The sequence below is a fragment of the Methanosalsum zhilinae DSM 4017 genome (genome assembly GCF_000217995.1).
GTDB classification, from domain to species: domain Archaea; phylum Halobacteriota; class Methanosarcinia; order Methanosarcinales; family Methanosarcinaceae; genus Methanosalsum; species Methanosalsum zhilinae.
Genome location: NC_015676.1, coordinates 95,550 through 116,277, shown reverse-complemented (window position 1 = coordinate 116,277; position 20,728 = coordinate 95,550). Strand labels below are relative to the sequence as shown.

The following is a 20,728-nucleotide window of genomic DNA, read 5'->3' as shown; positions in this document are numbered from 1 at the left end:
TAAACTAATATGATATGAGAAATCCATCATATTAGATTGGACATACCACTCTACTTTTAACAGACATTGACATTGCATAAGGCTGTGACGATGGTGAAGACCAGGGTAATGAATGTATATTAGAAGGACCTAAAAACATATTATCATTAGTTATGGACCTTAGAGATTTTGATAATCTCAAATTCAAGTAATCAGTAAAGGGTAGGGTAATATTACCATCTTCAACTTTATGGTTAGTCTTTGATTTTGCATTTGAATGGGTAGCATTATTCCTTTTAGATTTTTGATTTAAGTTGAAATTGCATTTAGGACATTCCGAAAATGTACTGCGGACAATTGTATCACATTCTTTGCACACAATAACTCGTTCTTTTCGGACATTATCTGTCTTGATTCCATACTTCTGGTATATCGCATTATTCATATCCGCATTGAGAAAATTGCCATATATTTCAAGAAGCCGGGTACTACTTTTTTTCCATCCTGCAAGGTGTTTTATCTGAGAATCAGAAAAACCATATAATATCCAATTAACTATTGCATAATGTCGAAATGCATGAGGATTCGTTGCTTTTTCAATATTTACTTTTTGTGCAATCTTTGTGAGAATTTTCCTATGTGCTGCATATGCAAGTTTCTTATTTTTTGTAGAAACCCATAGATATGATTCTTGAAAATCTTCTTTACCATATGATGGATGGTTTTTCAGCCATTCCTTAACATAATATGTTGACCAGGTTAATGGGAGTTCAATTGGATCGGTTGTTTTATTGTTATCTGATTCCTTTGAAATCGATAATAAGCACCTATTTCCATCAAAATGTAAATGCTTTATTTTAATATTACCAAGTGCTCCTATACGGACACCAGAATCTGCCAATACGGCTAATAATGCAGTATTACGATAATCTTTCTTCTCAATAAAATGAGATAGAATTAAATCAAGTTCATCATCGGTTATTACCTCATGTGGTTGTACAGTAGAAACGGTCTTTGGTATGGAAAGACTTTTGACCCAAGTTGGTACTGATGCACCGTGGACAGTATGGCCATTTACTGCATCAGTTGTATATTTCCATTCGAAATATGTCCTTATAAATTTAATATAATTTCCAAATGTGGAGTTTGATAATTCAACATTGTCAAGAAAATGTTCTTTTATGTCTATGAATTCATATAGATCAATTTCATGAAGGTTTTTTTCAATCCCGATTACTTTCATTTCTTCAAGTATTCTTTTAGCAATATGTACTTTATCTACTGATGATGATTTTTTATTATTCTTTATTTCCACGTACCATTTTTGATATTTTTTTATGTTATCTTTTTCTATTGGAGAAACATCTAAACCATCCAGTAAATTCAGTGCATTTTCCAATTTCTGTCCAACATTGTGGAGATCATCTCTTTTATTCTGTTTTTTCCTAATTTTTATCACCTTATATGTTTTTTAATTATGTTTTTATTTACCTACTAAACATTTTAATTACTAAACTATAATTATATTATTAAGTATATAAATCTTAAGGTGAATTTTTTCCTAATTTAAAGGATTTTAATGTTAATTTAAATAAATTAATTTATTTAAAGTTAATAATTCACAATAAAATGCCTTATTTTATATTTATATATTAAAATAAGCATTTTTATTTCTTTTTTTTATATTTATATATTAAAATGAAATATTGTTAAAGTCAGTTAGCGAGATTGGTTGATCGAACGATCAGTCAGGTAAAAACACCTAAGATGACCAATATAAAAAAATAGACGGGTCTGATAATATCAGAGAAATCAGAGATTCCACTAACCATGTCAAGAATCCTAACAGGATTCTAACCATTTAAAAATAAAATATGAAATTTGAAAAAAATTCAAATTTATATATATATTTGAATCATCTTTTTCAAACAAACCTATTTTCAATCATATCATATACCTGGTTTGACTTATTATTCTCAACATACCTCCCCTGATCATCGTATTCCAGTACCAATCTCATGATCTCCCCTACGATGATACTCCCATGTTCTTTTATTCCTCTATGAACCCTGGAAGATAACAGTAATGAGCATTGAGAACATGCCTTCTCTGTAGGTCTCAAAATAGTATTACACCTGGGGCATTTGTCTAACTTGATCTGTCTTTCTTTATGAGTAATGAGACCATATTTTGCATAGATACCTTCATTGATCTGACGATCTGTGTAGTTTGCATATACTTCAAATATACGTGTACTACCACGACTCCATCCGGCTCTGTGCTTGATCTCCTGCTCGGTCAGACCATCAAGTATCCAACTTATTATTGCGAAATGTCTGAATGAGTGTGGATTTACTCTTTTTTTGATACCTGCTTTTGCACCGATTCTTTCAAGCGTTTTCCACAACATAGAATATCCCATCGGTCCATGATTTAAGTTCAAATTCACCCATAATGGTGCTTCAGGGTCATTTTTAAGCGGGTGTGATGCAAGCCAGTGCTCAAGATATCCAGTTGACCAGGTGAGTGGGATTCCACGTGGTTCTGCGGTCTTCTTACTCCTAGATGTCCTTGATATGTAGATCATTGCACCAATATCATTGAGTTCAACATGTTGTAACCTACAACTTCCAAGAGCACCGATTCTCATACCGCTATCTGCCAGTACTGCTATGAGTGCCCTGTTTCGAGGATTATTGCTGCAAACTGACAGCATCTTATCCAGTTCTTCTGATGTGAGAACTTCGTGTGGCTGTACCGTGGATTCAATAGGTTCCAGTCTCAGTTTCCTAATCCATTTCATATTTTTTGCATGATCAGGAATGTTCAATGGATTATCATCAATATACCATCCAAAATACTTTTTAATAAATTTTTTATAGTTCCGGATAGTACCCTGCTTCAATTTGATTTCATCTTCCAAGTATAACAAAACAGTATCAAAATCGTATTGATCAATCTCATGTATGTCTTTCTCCAGACCAACCTCATCCATCACTTCGACCAATCGTTTCCCTATATTGACGTATGATAGCACTGTAGATTTGCGAATTCCTGAACGTCTACAAGATGCAATGAATTTGTTCATCAGTTCAACGTTTGCCGCACGGTCAGTTTCTTTGAACAGTTCAACTGCTCTTTTGAAAGAATTATCGAAAAAATGGACGTCATCAACGTCCTTCTTTCTGATTTTCATAGTCCCTTACCCTCCATATCATGCAGATGGGGTTTGGGACTATGCACAAAAAGGTAATAGTCCCGCGCGGATTCGAACCACGGTCTTCGGCTCCAAAGGCCGGAAGGATTGACCACTACCCTACGGGACTGCTTCTGTGTCAGATGAATATACTAATACTTATAGTTTATTTCTTGCATTTGCACCAATATGAATGCAAGAAGAGGATTTTTTTAATGGCAGGGCCTGTGTTACAAAAAGGTGGTCCTGAAGGATTCATTTCTGGATGATCAGGGTCAGTATATCTTCATCATACAACTGATGGTCAAGTCCTGCACGCTGGCCTGGGTGTTTTGCAGAATCTCCCCATACCTGTGAATATCTGAACTTATCCCTGAAATCGCGGTGCAGCTTATCACAGACATCCCCCACAGTAGATCCACGGCTGATAATAAGCGGCTCATCCATATCTGCAGGTTCTCCCTGTGGTTTTAGATATACCCTTACAAAATCCAGGGAACGAAATATTGCATCCTTGACCTGTCCAAGATTGGTCTCACTCTCAGCAGATATCAGGATAGATTCAGGATATTCGTTCCTGGCATCCTCCACAATCATCCTGTCTGCCATATCCACCTTGTTGACCACTGTGATGGAGGGGATATAAACACGATTATCCATAACTGAATCAATGAGCTGATCAACTGTTATCTTGTCCCTGATCAGTACATGTCCATTATGAATCTTATACTCGCCCATGATATCCTTTATCAGGTCTTCAGACATATCAAGGTCAACGGTACTGTTAATTGATATACCACCCCTGTCAGCCTTCTTTATGACAACGTCAGGTGCTTTCTCATCAACTCTGATGCCTGCATCATACAGTTCCTTTAACAGGACATCCCTGTGGTGCAGCTGGAAAATATCCAGCAGGAAAACAACAAGGTCAGAATTCCTGACAACAGAAATTACCTCCTTTCCACGGCCTCTGCCACTGGCAGCACCTCTGACAAGACCAGGAACATCCAGTATCTGTATTGTTGCGTGTTTATGTTCAAGTATACCAGGTATCACATCCAGCGTTGTAAACTCATATGCACCCACCTCTGAATTGGCACCTGTAAGCTTGTTGAGCAGAGTGGATTTACCAACTGAAGGAAAACCTACAAGGGCCACTGTAGAATCTCCGGATTTTTTTACCGAGTAACCCTCGCCACCAGATTTTGAAGACGCACGCTTCTCAAGTTCATCTCTCAGGCGTGCAAGCTTTGCCTTCAGTTTGCCTATATGGTGGGAGGTTGCCTTATTGTAGGGTGTATCCCTGATCTCATCTTCCACCGCTTTAATCTCATCATGAATGCTCATCTAAATCCGTCACAACCTTTAATGCTAAAAATAATCTCACCTGACTTATACAGTTTGCTAATAATATATACAGCAAGTTATAAAATTTATGGCTGAATAGTCTCATTCAGGATTCACAACTTCACCTGTTCGAGAGTGTACACGCAGGCCATCAGGAAGTCTATTTGCAAATGATTCTGATGAAAGACATTCAATAAATCTCCTTACTTCAGGTACGTCCAGAAGATCTTCTGGTATAATAAAATCAAAATCCTCTTCTCCAATAGATACATACCCCAGGCCATTCTCCTCTGCAGCAGCCCGTATTCCAAAGCCTGCATCTGCAAAGTTTCTGGTAATGGTATTGCATACCTCAAGCACACTCTTTGCACCTGAATCATATCCTTTAATAGAAGCAGTCAGTTCAGAAAAATCCATGTTTCTATCCCGTGCAAACCTTCCAAGTTGCATATCAAAAAATGCCCTTGTGCCTGAACCTCTGTTACGGTTGATCAGCCTTCTGCCTTGAAGATCCTCAATTTGGCAAATTCCGGTATTCTGCCCTGTGATCAGACCCTGATCACGTTTATAGCCCTTGACAAGAACTGCATTCTCAAGGCCCATATCCTTCATCATCTCAACATTATATTCCCCTGATTTGGAGAGCATATTGACACAGCCGATATCTGCGGTTTTGGAGGCAACTGAACTGAATCCACCGGATGAGGATCGGTTGAGTATCCTGAATTCCATACCAGTCAATTCTTCAAGAATAAGCAGGCCAGGACAGGTTCCACCGGCAAGCAAAAGGTCAGGAGTACGACTCCCATCAAACATGGTCACCTCGACTTCAGTTCCCGCTTCAATAAATTCAGTCTCAGCACCCACTTCAATGAACCCATCAGCAAGAGACAATGTCGTGACTGCCCCGGACCCCTTATCAGCAGGGTATATCCTGTTTCGGATAAGGCCAACAGGTAAGAGCTGATGTCTGCCCTCAGAACGTATTTCAGTCCCGGCAACTGCCGATATCTTTCTTCTAATATCCTCATCCAGGCCCAGTGTTCTTCTGATGAAAGGCGCAACAAACTCATTGAATATGATCAGAGCAGACGATGGATTACCAGGAAGGCCGATTGTTAGTGTATCTTTTATCCTTCCTATGACAACAGGTTTACCAGGCCGGATATTGATTCCATGGGCAAATGTTTCACCTTTTTGCTGAATGATCCTGTACATAATATCTCCTGCTCCGGCAGAAGTACTCCCGGAAGTCAGGACAATATCACATTCAAAGACCGCATTATTCAGAATCCGGATCATAGAGTCCTCATCATCCTCCACTATCCCATATATAACAGGAGAACCGCCACAATCACTTACAGCTGCATGCAGTGCATAGGAATTGGTATCATAGATCATCCCATCTTCCAGTTCTTTACCGGGTTCTGTGATCTCATTACCTGTGGAAATAATGCCTACTTTAAGGGATCTTACCCTTACCCTTCTTTTACCTGCAGCTGCCAGTAAACCTATATCCCGCAGTCCTATTCTCTGTCCCTTTGAAAGCAAAGGCTCACCTTGCAGAATATCAGATCCTGCACGCATTATATTTTCACCTGAATGAACCGGCCTGTAGATATAGACATATCCATCTCTGGTAGTTGTATGTTCGATCATGACAACTGCATCAGCTCCATCCGGGATCTGAGCACCTGTTGAAATCTCTGCAGCCTCTCCTGAACATATCATCAGCCCAGGAGAGAACCCCGGTTCAATAGAACCTATCAGGTGAATTGTTACAGGATCAGTTTCAGTGGCACCGTAGGTATCAGCAGCATATACAGCATAACCATCCATTACCGATTTATCAAAATGAGGTACATCTATTGGTGAAACTACATCCTCATCCAGTATTGATCCTGCGGCATTTTCTATCAAAACCGATTCTGATGAAAACTTAGTTTCCAGACTGAACAGAAGGTGGTGTGCATCCACAATTGAGAGAAGATTTCTGAATTCTTTTCGCTGCATAGACTTACTTATTTTCCATATTTTCCATATAAATGGTGAGTTTTTTGTTAAGATTGATTACCCTGAAAGATACATAACCAAGGGCCATCAGATAAATTACCCATGTAACAATTGATAGGACCCGAAGTTCATGAATTGAAGCTATTGCCTCAAATACGATAATTAAAGTAGCAGGCATCAGAAGCAATATCAAAATTACAGAATCATTGAGATACTTAATGTTTTCCAGTATGATTTTATCCATCTTTTTCACCTCAGCCAGTTTTTGTCCATACATGGCATAGTCGCTATACCCGGTATTTTATGACAGCTATGTATGTGTAACAGGTACCTGCCTGTTCATATCTCTGTTCCATTGGACCGGGTAAATTCTGCAAATGTATCTGCAACCTGTTTTGTGATAGGGCCTACCTTTCCATTCCCTATAATCCTGCCATCTATTTTCACAATTGGTGCAGCTTCAGCCGCAGTACCTGTTACAAATATCTCATCTGCAGTATACAGATCAAACAGACCAATATCCTTCTCCAGTACATCATAGCCCAGCTTTTCAAGGATTTCAATTGCAACAGCCCTTGTGATACCTTTAAGGTTATTGATGGTCGGGGGAGTTAGAATCCTTCCATTCTTTATGCAGAAAATATTATCCCCCGAGCCTTCAGAAATAAAGCCTCTGCTGTCCAGGAAGATAGCTTCATCTCCCCCTTTCTCATTTGCTTCAATTTTTGCAAGAATATTGTTCAGATAGTTCAGGGACTTGATATTTGGTGAAAGGGCATCAGGAGCATTCCTTCTGATTCCAACAGTAATGGCTGTAAGACCTGTTTCATAAAGATCACCATACATTGCATCCCATGGCTGTGTTATGATGAATATATTAGGGTTCGGACATTTTCTGGGATCGAGTCCAAGATCGCCAATGCCTCTTGAAACAATTGGCCTTATATAAGCATCCTTGAGATTATTTTTGCGAAGAGTTTCAAGTATTGCCTCTTCCATCTCTTCTTTTGACATGGGGATATTAAGCGCTATGGCCCTTGCTGAATCATACAGGCGGTCGATATGTTCAGCCAGCTTAAATACTCTCCCATTATAAGCCCTTATCCCTTCAAAAACGCCATCTCCATACAGAAAACCATGATCATATATGGATGTTGTTGCCTGGGATTTTGGCACATATTCTCCGTTTACATAAATCATTAATTCGCTCATATATAATCCTCAGCTTGAAATCCAGATAATAATTCCTGATATTTGCACTAATATATATGTATATTTATGTGCAATTCTGGAATATTTCTTCAAACCAAACGAAATATACAAAAACCTTTTATGTATAAACATCTATTTCGTACTCCACTGGAATTAATAATACAAACGGTCCCGTGGCTTAGCCAGGATATAGCACCGGGCTTCTAACCCGGGGGTCGTGGGTTCAAATCCCACCGGGTCCGCTTTTCTTTTTTCAAAGACACCAGTAAAATAGCCATAGTTGCAATATCAGTATAAATGTATCAGAGTTTCTTTATCTGGTTTTAACAGAATAATTTATAATTATTAACAGCAATATTATCTGGATTAATACTCATTAGCAGAACGATCAGAACCAATAGGTGAGCAAAAATGTCAGAATTTTCAGAGAGTAGACGTAAATTCAATGAGCCTGCATCAAATATCATGCAGAACCCATCCATATCCTGTAACCGGCAGTGCAGTACCCCGGAAATTGATGAAAGTGCCTGTATTCATCCAATGGCTGCAATAATAGGCGATGTCACAATAGGACCAAAGGTGATGGTTTCACCTTATGCATGCATCAGAGCAGATGAAGGAACACCATTCCTTATAGATGAGATGAGCAATGTGCAGGATGGGGTGGTCATACATGCCCTTGAAGCTGCAGACCAGCAGGGCAATCCTATTGAAGAAAGACTTGTAGAATATGAAGGCAATAAATATGCAGTCTATGTTGGAAAAAGAGTATCTCTGGCCCACCAGTCACAGGTACATGGTCCTGCCTATATAGGAGATGATACCTTCATTGCAATGCAATCCCTTGTATTCAATGCAAGGGTTGGTAAGGGCTGTGTGCTTGAACCAAAATCCGGAGTCATTGGAGTAAGCATCCCTGATGGAAGATATGTACCTGCGGGAGTTGTGATTACAGATCAAAAGTCCGCTGACAGCCTCCCTGAGATATACGACGGATACCCATATATCAATACAAACAAAGCTGTTGTGAAGGTCAATATTGACCTGGCAGAGGGATACATGCGAGAATGAAAGTTGCAGTCACAAAACTTAAAGAAAAAGACAAAGGTACTGTCCGCTTATTTGCAGAATATGGACATACTGCATACCTTACACCAACAATCCGCTCAAAGAAACCGGATGATCCATCATCTCTAAGAAGGCTGCTTGGTGAGATCAAGAAGGCACAGGTAGATTATCTGATCTTTACCAGTTCACTTGGTGTTACATATTTTTTTAATGAATGCGACCATCTGGACACCAGCATAACAATCATCAGTATAGGTCCTGAAACTGCCAGCTCCGTCAGGGAAAATGGGTTCAGTACAGAAATGCTTCCTGCATATTCCTCAGAACATTTTTCACAGTACCTTCATTGCAGAGCCTGGGGTAAAACCATAGGTGTTGCAAGGGCAGGCGTCCCAAACACTGAACTTATAAGGTCACTTGAGGATCTGGGAGCAAGGGTGATTGAAGGTATATGTTATGAACTTGTAGCTGCAGGAAGTGATCTAAAGGATCTTGTTGCAAATTCAAAGGTCGATGCAGTGGTATTCACCAGTTCAAAATCATTTAGCTCTTCCAGGCTTACAGAAAATGATCTTCGAAACATAATCACTGTTGCAATAGGTCCAAAAACAGCAGACACAATGACTAAAAATGGAACTGAGCCGGACATAACAGGAACCGGTACACTGGAATCATGTGCAAGAGAACTTAATGCCTATAAAAAAATATGAAAAGACCGGGTATTGAGCCCTGATGGCAGATCAATTCCTGGTGATAGTTACTCTGTTCATTACATCGCCTGGGCGTATGCGATTTACCACATCCATGCCCTTTATTACCTTCCCAAATACAGTATGAACACCATCAAGATGCGGCTGTGGAGAGTGAGTTATGAAGAACTGGCTGCCACCTGTATCCTTTCCTGCATGTGCCATCGAAAGGGCACCTGTACCATGTTTATTCTGATTGATCTCACATTTGATGGTATATCCCGGACCACCTGTACCATTACCTTTTGGGCACCCGCCCTGAATCACAAAATCAGAAATAACACGGTGGAACGTCAGCCCGTCATAGAATCCAGATTCTGCAAGCTTAACAAAATTTGCCACTGTATTTGGCGCATCCTTCTCGAACAGTTCAAGATCAATATTTCCTTTATCAGTTTCTATTCTTGCTTTAATGATAATCACCTGCATATGCAAACACAAACACGGATTTAAGGTTTTCTGTAAAAGCTACAGAAGGTTATTATCAGGTATAAATAGAGTATCAATACAGTCCAGATAGCTGAAAATTAAATCTATCTTTTTAGTCTCAAAAATGAAACGCTTTTTGAAACATACTCAATGACACAGCCCGAATTCATTGACCATACATCTATCAGCCGTTTATTGTACTTCAATCACTATTTTTTCTACAATCAGATTCAAGTTCTCAGAGTGTATGATAATTTCACCTGGTGAATAAGTATTTCCTGGAATATTATTAAAGAAATCTTCAAATGCCTTATTCCACAGATCATTCTCTTTATATTGAATTTTTATCTCACCATCACTTGCAGGACTTAATGCACTTGTTTTTCTATCAATTAAGGTGATTCTTAAACTATCTTTAAAATTGCCATATGAAACACGATTACCTTCAATTTCCACAAGTCGGATGTAAATTGTCTGGCTGGAATGATTGTATCTTAGTAATGGTTCTTCCCATAACACACCACCTTCATCTTGTTCCAATATGATTGAACCCTGTGCATAAATGTACTTTTGGTTTACCAGTGAATTGTAATCAGAAGTTAAGCTAATGGAACCTGCACTGAAAATTTCAACTTCTTCTTGAATTGGGTCGTCGTTATTACCGTTATTGTTACCATTATCTATAATCTCACCTTTGTTATTTCCGATTGGGTTACCGATTTCATTATTACCCCCACCCAAATTAATATTATCAAGATTAACAGTTGATTCTGAATTAATAACTATTCCATCTTCTGTATTCAATCCGACCAAACCACCGACGTTGTTATTATTAGAACCACCGCCGGAGGCATGAATATTTATAGAACCATTTGAACTTGAATTCTCAATCGTTCCAGAATTGGTTCCTATCAGACCACCAATATTGTTATTATTAGAAGCCTGACTACCAGCTTGTCCAGTCAAATTAATATTAATATTTAATAATTCAACATTCTTAATTACTGCATTGCCATTAGCAGAACCAAAAAGGCCTAATTCATTGCCATTGCCTGTTGCCGTGATTGTCAGCCCAGTTATAGTATAGCCATTGCCATCAAAAGTACCATCAAAATTATCAATAGGAGTCCAATCTTCACCAAAATCTTCATAATCATCTGTGTTTTCGTCTAAATCATTCATTAGAATATAATTCCCATCAAGACTCATTTCTGCTAAATTTTCCCAATTAGATATTTGAGTAAAATCATTATCTACATTGCCATTGCTGTTCCCATTCCCATTGAAATTTTCAGAGGTTATTGTAATCCAGTAATCGCTTTCATTAACTTCCAGTTCACCATAAGTTCGAGTACCGGACAGATAGAAAATACTGTTAGTACCTACGTCTATAGGAATCCTTACTGGAAAATGATCAATATTATCAATTTTCATCTGTATATCCGTAAAACTGCCCAGTACTTCCCTGCTATGATCCATTTCATTCTGCTTTTCGTACACCGGAACCCAGTAATTGAGAAAGCCTGCCATGAATGTAACTAGTATTGCCAGAATCAGGACTGTGCCAATAACAACCGATACTGCACTATCATCATCTTTCAGGGATCTCATCTGATAAGCTCCTGTGAAGGGATGTGGACAATAACTATACGGGTGGTATCTGCATCCAGGGAGATTACCGTGCCGATTCTCCAGGTTCCTGTTTCGTTGATCTGCGATATGTTGCTGATATTGATCTCCTGGCCCTCATGTATAAATCTCAGATCAGATACCTCTACAGGTTCACCTCCCATGTGAACCAGATCTACCAGAGATCCGTTATTCTGTACATTGTAATTTATCTGGGGAACATCTGGAGGGGGATTTATTGCAAAAACGCTCATGCTGATAAGGGACGCCATGATTACTGTAATCGTAACCATCAGAATCGTTCCCACTACATCAGACACTGCATGCTCGCTGGTCCGGATGCATGATCGAGATGGAGAAGTGGTAGAAATAGTATCAGTACTGTTTTTTAAGAGCATAGCAACGCCTGCAGTCAATCGAACATATATGTAAAAGTATTTAGAAATTACTATCCAGGTTAATTATAAGGCTTGCGATAACCATTACAGCAGAATGATCCACCCCATGTCACAGATGTCTTCATCATGATTAAGGAACAATGTTTATATATCGTTGCGTTTAAAAGATACATATATGACTCTAAAAGGTAACAAAGTGTTCAAAGCTATTGGAAGCAGCACACGGATCAACATGCTGCAATTGCTCAGTGAGAATGAGATGCATATTTCAGGTCTTGCCAGAGAGCTCAACATATCAGTACCTGTTGCTGCAAAACATGTAAAGGTCCTGGAAGAGGCTGATCTGGTAGAACGCAGAATATTTGGGAAATCACATATACTTAAGATCAGGGCAGAGAACATACATACAGCACTTGACTCCTTTGCACCCACAGAGATGGTTGAGATTGATAAGGGTACAAAGCTTCTGGATGCTCTTAAAATGGTGTCAGCTCTGGAGGTAAAAAAGGTGGGGGATAGAGACCTGATAGTATCATCTGACGGAGAAGAAGGATTGTACGTATTTGAAGTTGATGGAAAACTATCTGACAAGACCGCAGAAGAGTTCGTACTTGAAAAGGATGCAACTATAGACTGGAAAAAACTGGAGGCAGTTACCAAAAAAAGACTTGTGATATCTATTAAGGAATAATACTTTCACCCTGCCTGGATCATGGACTTATATTATCCTGTCCAAAATAGTCTTCAATGACCAGTGACACCCATACATCTGGTTTTCATCGAACACTCCAGGAAAGGATCAGGTTGCTATCAGCCGGAACAAAATATGATAGCTGTAACCAGACCGCAGTATGCCACGCCTTTGGACCGGATGGACGGTGCATACAGCTATACAAAACACTTCTTACAAACCACTGTTCAGGAGAATGCCTGTACTGTCCAAACCGAAGTATGAGAGATACTGCAAGAGCTTCACTCTCACCTGAGGAAATTGCTAAAATTACCTGGTCATTCTACAGAAAAAACACCATTGAAGGATTATTTCTTTCTTCAGGAATAATTGGTGATCCTGAGAATACCGCATATCGCCAGCTTGAGGTAGTAACACTTCTCAGAGAACAGGGATTTAATGGATACATACATGTGCGGCTCATGCCTGGTACCCCGAAACATCTTCTCGAGACCATCTCAGAGTATGCAAACAAATTCGGAATAAACGCCGAGACTACCAGCTCAGTCAATTATTCCCATATATGCCCAAACTTTGATTATCAGAATGATGTTCTCATGCGCCTCAGGTGGATACATGATATGGTACGCAGAAGACGTTGTGAACATAATGATACCAGAATCATAGGCGCAAATGATACCCAGTTTGTGGTAGGTCTTCTAAATGAGTCTGATCGCAATATGATACAGACCGTTAACAGGTTTATGAACAGATATGGTCTGAGAAGACCTTACTTTATGAGTTTTGATCCTGTTCCGGGTACTCCTCTTGAAAAGGAACCATCCTCACCCAGATGGAAAGAAACACGTCTCTATCAGGCTTCCTATCTTCTCAAGGACTATGGCCTCAAAGCACGGGATTTTGATCCCATATTCGATGACATCGGAAATCTAACTGATGATGACCCAAAAATACTTCTTGCAGCTGCCAATCCTGACATGTATCCTGTTGATATAAACAGTGCAAATCGGCATGAACTGCTCATGGTACCAGGGATTGGACCAGTCAGTGCAGAAAGGATCATCCATGCAGATACTATCAACAGTGAGCAGGAACTTGCAAGACTGGGGGTTGCAGTTTCAAGAGCAAGGCCATACATAATAATTCAGGGGAAAAGCCAAACTCGGCTTGACCATTTCTGGAGGAGCGGATCTTGATCATTAGATTTCGGCAAAATGTGAGAGGAATACTTACCGCCTGTCTTGCAACTGAAAAGTACACGGATATTGATATCGTATTCAGTGATGAATGCATCCAGAGCACACAGCTTAGCGAATATGCAGAAAAAGAAATTGAAAAACAGAGTTCATCATCATTTTTTGATACTTCATGGGACCATTGCAGCATATCATAGCTTGCAGCACAGGTTTTCTTCAGAAATGATCCCTCAGATATCAATCTGCATCAAAATCCTGTTGAGTTTATAGAAACTGTACTCAGACACAGGAAATGCAAACCACTGGAACTTGTTGATCTCTTAAAGGCGTGTAAAGGAAGAAAAGAAATGCTATACATACCCCAGTACAGGCAGGGACAAAGGTATTTCAGGTACATGAAAGAGGTAAAGAAGGAGTTTTATCATATGTGCATGTTCACCCGTCCTGAGCTATTTGGTAATCTTCTTATTGCTAGGGTCAGCACAGATCACAGAACATCCGACATGTTCTGCCAGTGGCTTGCCAGAAAAAATCCGGATATTGTTATAGGAGTTATAGATAAAAATATTTCATGGATTGGAAATGGAAATTTGCTGGGTTTTGAATCCCAGGTATGTGAAGTTGATCCCTCATTTCTGGTAGATCTTCAAAGCGGAGATAATGCAGATAAAGGGCTTGAGGACCTGTGGGAGATCTATTATGATTCCCAGTATATAGCTAAAAGAAGAAACCGCAAGCTTGCAAGCAGAATGCAGCCTGCGATCTCTGCAAATTTCAGTACTATGGCAAAAAATGACCGATACAGGGTTCAAAAGGGAACCGGAAACTGTACCCTTAATGAATTTTCTGAGGATTGCGAAAATTTATAACTACAGTAGTGGTTTATAGACAGTAACCCTGTTCAGGTGAAATTATGATTAATCTTCAGGATATTCCTGGTGTTGGGGATAAAATGGCCCAGCGCCTAATAAAGCACTTTGGAAATGAGGAAATCACAGTTACTGCAATCCTTGACGGCGACATTGCCAGCATCTGTGAAATTGAAGGAATAAGTCACAGATTTGCAGTGTCCCTGGTACATGAAGCAAGGGCCATCAGTAAAGGAAAAGAAGTATCAGAATTTCTCAAAACCCGTGAAGCAAGAGATATCTATGAAAAAGTGCTGGAGATCATCAAAGGGTTCGCACCTTCAAAATACGCCAGAGAAAAGCTGAACATCTACCTTCCCTACCCATCCTCTCAGATGCAAGAAATAGAATCCGTACGTCAAATGACCTCTGAATATACAGAGATTGCCCGAAAAATCAATTTTGATCCCGGATTCATGGAAAAACTGGCAGAGGTCAGGCCATTGAGTCTGAAATATCCCAGACCAAAAATAAGAGATCGAGTCCTGATCACAGCAAACAGCCAGGACTTTGAATATGCACGCCAGCAGTTCTCAGATTCGTTCAGCGTTCAGCTAGTAGAATTACCTGACCAGCTGATTGATGCCATATCCGGCTATTCTCATATCATCTGTTCCCACAGAAGTTTTCTGGAAATGGAATTTCCATCAGATGTGGATCCGGAGTTCATTTCCGATCTAAGGCAGGCTGAGGAATGGCAGATCATACCTGAAAATACCATTTCTTTCTTTGCCCACAATCTTCATACAATAACCGCATCACTTGAGGTTGTTCGCACAGTAAAGAACGCAGGATATGAAACATTTGAGCATCTCGGGGATATCGATCCTGACAGGATAGAACATATACTGCTAAACATCAATGAAACTGGGAGTTTGCGACAGGGAATTGATCCTGAAATAGACAGGCTGCGCCTGAGCATAGAGCATATGGACAGGTGTATCCAGGATGCGGTAAAGGACGCAACATCAAGGATCTCCAGAATACTGGAAGATAGAAAGCTCACGCTAAGCGGTCAGGATATGGTTCGCGCTATAAGCGGGGAAATTGAAATAAGGGATATGCTGGAGAGAGAAATATATCACTCATATATGGAAGTTGTTAGGGATACAAAAAAAAGGATTGCATCTGAACTGGAACTTGATCAGAAAAGTATTATTCTTCTGGATTCGGTTTTTTTCACACATATCACCTACCCATTGGAGATCGATAAATCAGCAGTCCGATCACTCAGGCAGCAGCTTGAGCACAAGCTCGAAAGAAAAACTATTGAACACATTCGCAAGGTTGCAAGGGACCTGCACCAGTATATCATACCGGTTCGCAGTATGGTTAAGGAAGTACTGGACTTCCAGGTAGGTTTTGCAATTGGCCATTTTTCCTGTGAATATGACCTTTCAATGCCGGTACTTATAGAAAATACGGGAATCGGGTTCAGAGGTGCAAGGAATCTTTTTCTCAGTTCCAGCAATACAGAGATTACACCTATCGATTACTCAGTTGGAGATACATCATTTAGTCCTGAAGACAATTCCGAAAGTGTGGTAATACTCAGTGGTGTAAATTCAGGGGGGAAAACGTCTCTTCTGGACCTCATTGCCCAGTGTACAGTACTAGCACATATGGGACTTCCTGTTCCCTGCCTTGATATGGAAATAGGACCCTGTGAGAAAATGTATTACTTTGCAAAATCTAAAGGAACACTTGATGCTGGTGCATTTGAATCCACACTTGTAGAATTCTCATCAGTGGCAGATCCTACAGATAAGATCGTACTGGTTGATGAACTGGAATCGATCACAGAACCCGGAGCTTCAGCAAGGATCATTGCAGGAATACTTGAAATGCTTGCAGAAAAACAGAACAGTGCAGCAATATTTGTATCCCATCTTCCGGAGCTGATCATGGAAAACACTGAATGCAATATCAGAGTGGATGGTATTGAGGCAGAGGGCCTTGATGCTGAACTGAACCTGGTAGTTGACAGGAACCCCAGATACAATTATATTGCAAGAAGCACGCCTGAACTTATTGTAGAAAGATTGGCAAGAAGAACTGAAGGTAACCAGAAAATATTTTATGAGAAGCTCAGAAATAAATTCCATGACAGCTGAACACAGCAAAATGAAAAATGACCTTATAGGACTCCTTTTGTACTGCGGATACCTTTACCTTCGATCCTGACTGCCCTGTGCATGGCACATGCAAACGCTTTGAACAGTGATTCAATCATATGATGATCATTTTTCCCATAAACAGATGCATGAAGATTTATCTTTCCATGTTCTGCAATGGATTCAAAGAAATGTTCCACCATCTGAGTATTGAAATCACCAACTTTTCCAGACCTGAAAGGTACATTCATCACCAGGTAGCTTCGACCCCCAAGGTCCAGGGCAACCTCTGAAAGCGATTCATCCATTGGCACCCGCGCCTCACCAAACCTCGCAATTCCAGCTTTATCACCAAGGGCTTTGAGTATAGCCTGACCCAGCACAATACCCGTATCCTCTACCAGATGGTGTTCATCCACCTCAAGGTCACCGGTTGCATCAATATAAAGATCAAAGCCTGAATGCTTTGCAAAGGATGTCAGCATATGATCAAAGAAACCTATACCAGTCTTGATTTTCGATGAACCGGTTCCATCCAGCAGAAGTTCTACATGGACACTGGTTTCACCTGTTTTGCGGGATAATTTAGCAGATCTCATAGTACTACCATCTGTGAATTTTGAATGTATTAAGGGTTTTGTTTTATGGCTTCCAGTGCGTCCTGAAAAGTAAATTTTCCGGTATAGAGTGCACTGCCAACAACCACACCTGATGCACCTACCTTGCTGAGGGAGATTATATCTTCAACTGTGGTAACCCCTCCTGAAGCAACTACCGGGATATTTACAGAGCTTACAAGCTCAGCTGTTGGCTGAACATCTATACCTTTCATCAGGCCTTCACTATCAATATTTGTAAACAGCAAACTTCCGGCACCAAGTGACTCAAACTTGACTCCAAGTTCAACAGGGGTATGTTCGGACTGTTTCTTCCATCCTTCAATGGAAACTTTCCCGTCCTTTGCGTCAAGGGCAACCATTACACGTTCTCCACCATACTCTTCTGCAAGTCTCTTTACAAGCTGAGGATCGTTGAGAGCTGCTGTGCTCAGAATAATTCTATCAGTTCCAAGGTCCAGCAGTTTTCCGGCATCTTCAAATGACCTGATACCACCTCCAACCTGAACACTGACACCAGCAGGATGTAGATCATGAATTATCTTCTCTATAATCGGTGCATTCTTTCTCACACCTTCGATTGCTCCATCAAGATCTATCAGATGAAGTGTGGCTGCACCCTGTTCAACCCATCCTGATGCAACCTCACCAGGATCATCAAGGGAGATCATTTCACTTCCAGGAACTCCCTGAACCAGCTGAACACATTTTCCATTTCTCATATCTACTGCAGGAATTACCTCAAAGACCATTGTCACACCTCATGGCATCATTCTTTCAATTGGGACCACAAGAATATCAGTTGCACCCACTTCCTTCAGGCTGTTGACAGTTGCAAAGATCGAATCCGAGCTGATAACTGCATGTACTGCAAGAATGGTTTCATCGGATTCAACCTTCATTACTGTAGGCCCTGCAAGACCAGGTAGGACATCTTTGACCTTTTTGAGTGAATCAGCCGGCACATTCATCATAAGATACCTCTTGCCCTTGGCACGAAGAACACTTTCAAGTGCCGTTTTTATGTGGTAGATCTTATCTTTTTTTATCAGGCTTTCATGATTGGATATCAGATATACCGATGAAGAAAAAACAGTATCTATGGCTCTGAGATGGTTCATTATAAGTGTTGTGCCTGAACTGGAAATATCAACAATTGCATCAGCTATACCTACGTGGGGTGTGATTTCACAGGCACCGCTTACATTGATAATATCAACCCTGATACCTTTTTTTTCAAAATATTTTCGAGTTATCTCTGGAAATTCGGTCGCAACCCTCATGCCCTCAAGATCATATGCAGATGCTGCATCGATATCATCAGGAACTGCCAGTACGAGGTCAGCGTGTCCGAAATTAAGATCAAGCATGAGCTCCACCGATGCACCGGTCTCTGATATCAGGTCAAGGCCTGTAATACCCACATCTGCTGCACCGTCCTGAACATATTCCGGGATATCTGCAGCTCTGGCAAAGAGAACAGAGATTTCAGGATCACTGGTTCTGGCAAATAGTTTTCTGGTCCCGCCCTCCAGAACGGGAAGTCCTGCCTCCCTGAAAAGTGCTAACGCCGGATCATGAAGCCTTCCTTTATTTGGAATTGCAATACGTATCATCTATGGTATTCCTCTTAAAAAATTAAATTTCTGTGGACATTCTCTAACACTATATTTATTACATATAGATTTCACCATTGATAAATTAATAGAGCCAGGTTTGGTCTGATGTCATCTGCAGATTAAATATATGGTTGAAATGTTTATCATAGTGAATAACAACTGTTTTATATAAATATAAATCTACAAATATATCTGCAAATCATCAGATTTCATTTAAACATCTAGCTTATGAGTTAGCAAAAAAGAAGGTATGGATAATGAGAAATATCAAAGTTGAACAGCTCATGCAGACTCCTGTTGAAGATCAGAAAGTGGAAATTGTTGAAAGAAAAGGAGTAGGACATCCAGACAGCATTGCTGACGGACTGGCAGAAGCTGTCAGCCGCGCATTGTGCAGAGAGTACATCAAAAAGTGCGGCACTGTACTCCATCACAATACCGATGAAACACAGATCGTTGCAGGAAAGTCCCATCCTGAGTATGGTGGTGGGGAGGTCATAAAGCCAATATACACACTCCTTGTAGGAAGAGCCACCACCGAATTTGATGGAGAAGAATTTGCAGCAGATGCGATTGCTATTGAAGCTGCCCGTCAGTACATAAGGGAAAATTTTGCAAATATCAATCTTGAAAGGGATATGATCATAGACTGCAGATTTGGGACAGGTTCATCTGATCTAAGGGATGTTTTCAGTCGCAATAAAATGCCTGTTGCAAATGATACATCGTTTGGTATCGGACATGCACCATTCTCAGAACTTGAAAGTATTGCGTACAATACAGAAAGAATGCTCAATACCGACCTTAAGAAAAAGATACCAGGTATTGGAGAAGATATCAAGGTCATGGGACTGCGTGAACAGGATGATATATCACTGACCATCGGGTGTGCAACAATTGGAAGATATGTTGATGACCTTGATCATTATATAAATATTAAAGAAGAAGTAGAAGATTACGTGGCAGGCCTTGCAGCAGAACATACTGAAAGGAACGTAAATATATATGTAAACACCGCGGATCAAATCGAAAAAGAGTCAGTATTCCTCACAGTTACCGGCACTTCTGCCGAGATGGGAGATGACGGATCTGTTGGAAGGGGCAACCGCTGCAATGGACTCATTACACCAGGCAGGCCCATGAGCATGGAAGCCACCAGTGGAAAGAATCCAATAAATCATATCGGCAAGATCTATAATCTGCTGGCAACCCAGGTTGCACAGGACATTTCCAAAACAATACCTGAAGTAGATGAAGCCTATGTCAGACTGCTCTCCCAGATCGGAAAACCCATAGATCAGCCATTTATTGCAAGCGTTCAAATAATCCCGGAAGAAGGAGCCAGGCTTGACAGTATCCTTTCAGAAGCAGAAGGTATAACTGATGACTGGCTTGCCAGCGCAGACAGAGTAATAGAGATGCTGATCAACGGCAAAATCAACACTTTCTAAACATCATCACTGAATGCAAATAACCAGTATCATTCCAGATCTGTACTGTATAACTTACCCGGCGAAAAGGATAAGTATTATAGTGCATATCTGAGTGATGCGTCAATTTGCA

General features: G+C 40.2%; 20 protein-coding genes and 2 tRNA genes. 9 read left to right on the top strand and 13 right to left on the bottom strand.

The window, feature by feature from the left end; genetic code table 11:
* Positions 1 to 31 precede the first annotated feature (31 nt).
* From MZHIL_RS00585 to ilvE, 7 genes are all read right to left on the bottom strand, one after another.
* Complete coding sequence (locus MZHIL_RS00585) at positions 32 to 1,378, bottom strand: tyrosine-type recombinase/integrase (RefSeq protein WP_157209602.1); 1,347 nt, start codon at positions 1,376 to 1,378, stop codon at positions 32 to 34.
* A 525-nt stretch (positions 1,379 to 1,903) separates the two neighbouring features.
* The gene (locus MZHIL_RS00580) at positions 1,904 to 3,175 is read right to left on the bottom strand and encodes a tyrosine-type recombinase/integrase (protein WP_013897428.1); all 1,272 of its coding nucleotides are present in this window, start codon (positions 3,173 to 3,175) and stop codon (positions 1,904 to 1,906) included.
* A gap of 57 nt (positions 3,176 to 3,232) precedes the next feature.
* Positions 3,233 to 3,305: transfer RNA gene (locus MZHIL_RS00575), tRNA-Gln, on the bottom strand.
* A gap of 125 nt (positions 3,306 to 3,430) precedes the next feature.
* Positions 3,431 to 4,522 carry an OBG GTPase family GTP-binding protein gene (locus tag MZHIL_RS00570; RefSeq protein ID WP_013897427.1) on the bottom strand — a complete coding sequence of 364 codons (1,092 nt, stop codon included), beginning with the start codon at positions 4,520 to 4,522 and terminating at the stop codon, positions 3,431 to 3,433.
* Positions 4,523 to 4,624: 102 nt separating this feature from the next.
* Positions 4,625 to 6,535: a molybdopterin biosynthesis protein gene (locus tag MZHIL_RS00565; protein WP_013897426.1), complete on the bottom strand. Its 1,911-nt coding sequence runs from the start codon at positions 6,533 to 6,535 to the stop codon at positions 4,625 to 4,627.
* Positions 6,536 to 6,539: 4 nt separating this feature from the next.
* Positions 6,540 to 6,779: a hypothetical protein gene (locus MZHIL_RS00560; protein ID WP_013897425.1), complete on the bottom strand. Its 240-nt coding sequence runs from the start codon at positions 6,777 to 6,779 to the stop codon at positions 6,540 to 6,542.
* A gap of 95 nt (positions 6,780 to 6,874) precedes the next feature.
* Positions 6,875 to 7,747, bottom strand: coding sequence for a branched-chain-amino-acid transaminase (gene ilvE, locus MZHIL_RS00555; RefSeq protein WP_013897424.1), 873 nt, complete (start codon positions 7,745 to 7,747; stop codon positions 6,875 to 6,877).
* A 167-nt stretch (positions 7,748 to 7,914) separates the two neighbouring features.
* Here ilvE and MZHIL_RS00550 point away from each other — a divergent pair.
* The 3 genes from MZHIL_RS00550 to MZHIL_RS00540 all read left to right on the top strand — a co-directional run bounded on the left by MZHIL_RS00550 (position 7,915) and on the right by MZHIL_RS00540 (position 9,525).
* Positions 7,915 to 7,989, top strand: a tRNA-Arg gene (locus MZHIL_RS00550).
* A gap of 169 nt (positions 7,990 to 8,158) precedes the next feature.
* Positions 8,159 to 8,818 carry a carbonic anhydrase gene (locus MZHIL_RS00545; RefSeq protein ID WP_013897423.1) on the top strand — a complete coding sequence of 220 codons (660 nt, stop codon included), beginning with the start codon at positions 8,159 to 8,161 and terminating at the stop codon, positions 8,816 to 8,818.
* Complete coding sequence (locus MZHIL_RS00540) at positions 8,815 to 9,525, top strand: uroporphyrinogen-III synthase (RefSeq protein WP_013897422.1); 711 nt, start codon at positions 8,815 to 8,817, stop codon at positions 9,523 to 9,525. The genes MZHIL_RS00545 and MZHIL_RS00540 overlap by 4 nt, the downstream gene beginning before the upstream one ends.
* A 30-nt stretch (positions 9,526 to 9,555) precedes the next feature.
* Here MZHIL_RS00540 and MZHIL_RS00535 read toward each other — a convergent pair whose 3' ends face one another.
* The 3 genes from MZHIL_RS00535 to MZHIL_RS00525 form a co-directional block, all read right to left on the bottom strand.
* The gene (locus MZHIL_RS00535) at positions 9,556 to 9,993 is read right to left on the bottom strand and encodes a peptidylprolyl isomerase (protein ID WP_013897421.1); all 438 of its coding nucleotides are present in this window, start codon (positions 9,991 to 9,993) and stop codon (positions 9,556 to 9,558) included.
* A gap of 192 nt (positions 9,994 to 10,185) precedes the next feature.
* Entirely contained in the window at positions 10,186 to 11,604 is a 1,419-nt protein-coding gene (locus MZHIL_RS00530) for a GLUG motif-containing protein (RefSeq protein WP_013897420.1), read from the bottom strand.
* Positions 11,601 to 12,020, bottom strand: a complete 420-nt coding sequence (locus MZHIL_RS00525; protein ID WP_013897419.1) for a type IV pilin — start codon at positions 12,018 to 12,020, stop codon at positions 11,601 to 11,603. Before MZHIL_RS00525 ends, MZHIL_RS00530 begins: the two co-directional genes overlap by 4 nt.
* A gap of 175 nt (positions 12,021 to 12,195) precedes the next feature.
* Here MZHIL_RS00525 and MZHIL_RS00520 point away from each other — a divergent pair, with 175 nt between their 5' ends.
* The 5 genes from MZHIL_RS00520 to MZHIL_RS00500 are packed head-to-tail and all read left to right on the top strand — an operon-like array spanning position 12,196 to position 16,929.
* On the top strand, positions 12,196 to 12,711 hold the full coding sequence (locus MZHIL_RS00520; protein WP_013897418.1) for an ArsR/SmtB family transcription factor: 516 nt from the start codon (positions 12,196 to 12,198) through the stop codon (positions 12,709 to 12,711).
* A gap of 56 nt (positions 12,712 to 12,767) precedes the next feature.
* Positions 12,768 to 13,907, top strand: a complete 1,140-nt coding sequence (locus tag MZHIL_RS00515; RefSeq protein ID WP_013897417.1) for a radical SAM protein — start codon at positions 12,768 to 12,770, stop codon at positions 13,905 to 13,907.
* Positions 13,904 to 14,104, top strand: coding sequence for a hypothetical protein (locus MZHIL_RS00510; RefSeq protein ID WP_013897416.1), 201 nt, complete (start codon positions 13,904 to 13,906; stop codon positions 14,102 to 14,104). Before MZHIL_RS00515 ends, MZHIL_RS00510 begins: the two co-directional genes overlap by 4 nt.
* Before the next feature lie 39 nt (positions 14,105 to 14,143).
* Positions 14,144 to 14,776 carry a DUF4130 domain-containing protein gene (locus MZHIL_RS00505; RefSeq protein ID WP_342626843.1) on the top strand — a complete coding sequence of 211 codons (633 nt, stop codon included), beginning with the start codon at positions 14,144 to 14,146 and terminating at the stop codon, positions 14,774 to 14,776.
* A 44-nt stretch (positions 14,777 to 14,820) separates the two neighbouring features.
* Complete coding sequence (locus MZHIL_RS00500) at positions 14,821 to 16,929, top strand: MutS-related protein (RefSeq protein ID WP_013897414.1); 2,109 nt, start codon at positions 14,821 to 14,823, stop codon at positions 16,927 to 16,929.
* Between the two features lie 23 nt (positions 16,930 to 16,952).
* Here MZHIL_RS00500 and hisB read toward each other — a convergent pair whose 3' ends face one another.
* Genes hisB through hisG form a run of 3 tightly spaced genes read right to left on the bottom strand, consistent with a single transcriptional unit; the run spans position 16,953 to position 19,162 of the window.
* Positions 16,953 to 17,528: an imidazoleglycerol-phosphate dehydratase HisB gene (hisB, locus tag MZHIL_RS00495; protein WP_013897413.1), complete on the bottom strand. Its 576-nt coding sequence runs from the start codon at positions 17,526 to 17,528 to the stop codon at positions 16,953 to 16,955.
* A 29-nt stretch (positions 17,529 to 17,557) separates the two neighbouring features.
* Positions 17,558 to 18,298 (bottom strand): 1-(5-phosphoribosyl)-5-[(5-phosphoribosylamino)methylideneamino]imidazole-4-carboxamide isomerase, encoded by a 741-nt coding sequence (gene hisA / locus MZHIL_RS00490; protein WP_013897412.1) that lies wholly within the window; start codon positions 18,296 to 18,298, stop codon positions 17,558 to 17,560.
* 9 nt (positions 18,299 to 18,307) lie between these two features.
* Complete coding sequence (gene hisG / locus MZHIL_RS00485; RefSeq protein ID WP_013897411.1) at positions 18,308 to 19,162, bottom strand: ATP phosphoribosyltransferase; 855 nt, start codon at positions 19,160 to 19,162, stop codon at positions 18,308 to 18,310.
* A gap of 257 nt (positions 19,163 to 19,419) precedes the next feature.
* Here hisG and MZHIL_RS00480 point away from each other — a divergent pair, with 257 nt between their 5' ends.
* Positions 19,420 to 20,616, top strand: coding sequence for a methionine adenosyltransferase (locus MZHIL_RS00480; protein WP_048815409.1), 1,197 nt, complete (start codon positions 19,420 to 19,422; stop codon positions 20,614 to 20,616).
* Positions 20,617 to 20,728 lie beyond the last annotated feature (112 nt).